General features: G+C 63.1%; 2 protein-coding genes. Both read right to left on the bottom strand.

Annotation, left to right across the window (positions count from 1 at the left end; translation table 11 throughout):
* Positions 1-940: 940 nt before the first annotated feature.
* Positions 941-1,252, bottom strand: coding sequence for a hypothetical protein (locus F8271_RS31150; protein WP_151493354.1), 312 nt, complete (start codon positions 1,250-1,252; stop codon positions 941-943).
* Between the two features lie 106 nt (positions 1,253-1,358).
* On the bottom strand, positions 1,359-1,799 hold the full coding sequence (locus F8271_RS31145) for a helix-turn-helix domain-containing protein (RefSeq protein ID WP_151493353.1): 441 nt from the start codon (positions 1,797-1,799) through the stop codon (positions 1,359-1,361).
* Positions 1,800-1,863: the final 64 nt, after the last annotated feature.

Raw genomic sequence — 1,863 nt, 5'->3', positions numbered from 1 at the left:
CTCTGCTGGCAACGCCTGAACGCCCTACCCACACCCACCTGACCAGCAACAACCGTCCCAGCGAGCCGGAAAGGGCCGCACCCCGGGAATCGGAGACCCGGCACACCGTCGTGACAGACGACGCACACACCTCACACCATAAGGGACAAAACGGTCAAGCCGAAAGCCGTACCAAGGGATCAATACCCTCTGACGGATCGAGGCTGACACGGCCAAAGGTTTCAACGAGGCGTTTGGCCTCGCGTGGTGGAAGCCGGATTCGAAAAGGACCACGCCGCGCCCGATGAGGTGGAAGCCGGACCCGACCCGGAAGGTCCACCTCTACCTGCCTGCGCAGCCGCAGGCGACTGGATTGCCGCATGCATAGAGGATGATGCGACCACCATGGGAGTGCTCGCGTTTTGACTGGAAGCGGGCGAAACAGTCCTCAATACGGCGTAGAAATTTGTGTCTGAAATCCCCGAAAATACTGGTTCATTTCGCGGAACAGTGGTTGCACTTATCAGCCGGTCGACAGGCGTCGATTGATGTATCTTGTAGGAGGCTGGCCCAATCTGCTCCAAAGTAAATCCGGCCTGCATCAGATTCCAGAACACCGCAGAGCCTCTCCTCACGCACGCCGGGCTCTGCGGATTCTTTAGTTGGTTCAGTTCCTGATATACGTCCGTCTCATGGTGCGTGTTTCCAACTTCCACGTAGAGCCTACTATCCGCCCTCGGCAGTTGCGGGTTCCTGTGTTCTGGCTGTTCTGTTGAGCCGAGAATATAATTAAGATATATCACTCCCGCCACGAGCGCTTCCCTACTCAACGTCTGCTCGCTATTCACTGCGCAATTCCTCTCTTTAATCTTTTGATCGGAGCCTGTCAAATGTGTATACAATCTGAACGTACACAGCCGACGACTAGGTTCATGCACCTTGTTTTTAGTGATATCCGTCACTATGCCTGGACAACAGGCAGGCATGCATTCGGCCGGGTCCATCCGTGGTAGAGCGGCTCGTCGGGGGTCCGGACCTGCTCGGCGGTCAGCGCTGCGGCCGTCCAGGTCGGCGGGATGTCCTCCAGGGCCTTGATGACCTCGGCGCAGTCGGCGGCGATGATGTGCGCGCCGTCGATGTCGGTCGACGGCCACCAGCAGTCCCGCAGCACCTCATCACCGGCGCGGCCGCGCTGGTTCATCGTCAGTTCCTCACCGATGCGGAAGGTCCGGGCCATCATCGGGTCGACCGCGCCCACAGTGGTCTCCCGCACGATCCGCACCCGGGCGAGGGTCCACCAAGACCGCTCGGCGAGGTGGCCCGGCCGGGCGGCCGCGTACCGAATCGGCCCTTGGGGACCAATGGCAGTGGATCCGGCGCTAAGCCGTAATCGCTTGGTCAGGGGGTTGTAGTGCCCGGTAGAGGGTGGAGCGGCCGACGCTGAGGTGTCTGGCGATGGTGGTGACGGATTCGCCGCGGGCCTGGCGGGCACGGGCGATGGCGAGAATGTCATCGGTGACGGTGGTGGGGCGTCCGCCGTGTCGGCCGGCGGCGGCGGCGGCGCGTAGTCCGTCGAGGGTGCGCTCTCGGATCAGTTCGCGTTCCATCTCGGCGGCGAGGGCGGCGACGGCGAACAGGAGCCGGTCGGCGAGGGTGGCGCCGCCGGGGCGGTGCACGCCGGCGCAGATGCCGGTGAGGATTTCCAGGGTGATGTCGCGGGCGTGGAGTTCGTCTTCGAGGAAGACGAGCAGTTCCTGTCGCCCATGCTCAGGCCACCGGCGTAGGTCGCCTCCGGCACGCCAGCCGGTAGCAGGCTCCACAGATGCGCGCGCGCCTTCGCCCGCGCGGCGTCGATGCGGTGCAGAGCGCTGTCGCTGATCTCAC

It is taken from the genome of Micromonospora sp. ALFpr18c (genome assembly GCF_008868155.1).
Taxonomy (GTDB): Bacteria; Actinomycetota; Actinomycetes; order Mycobacteriales; family Micromonosporaceae; genus Micromonospora.
Note: the sequence above shows the minus strand (reverse complement) of the source record. Positions and strands in the feature narration are given on the sequence as shown.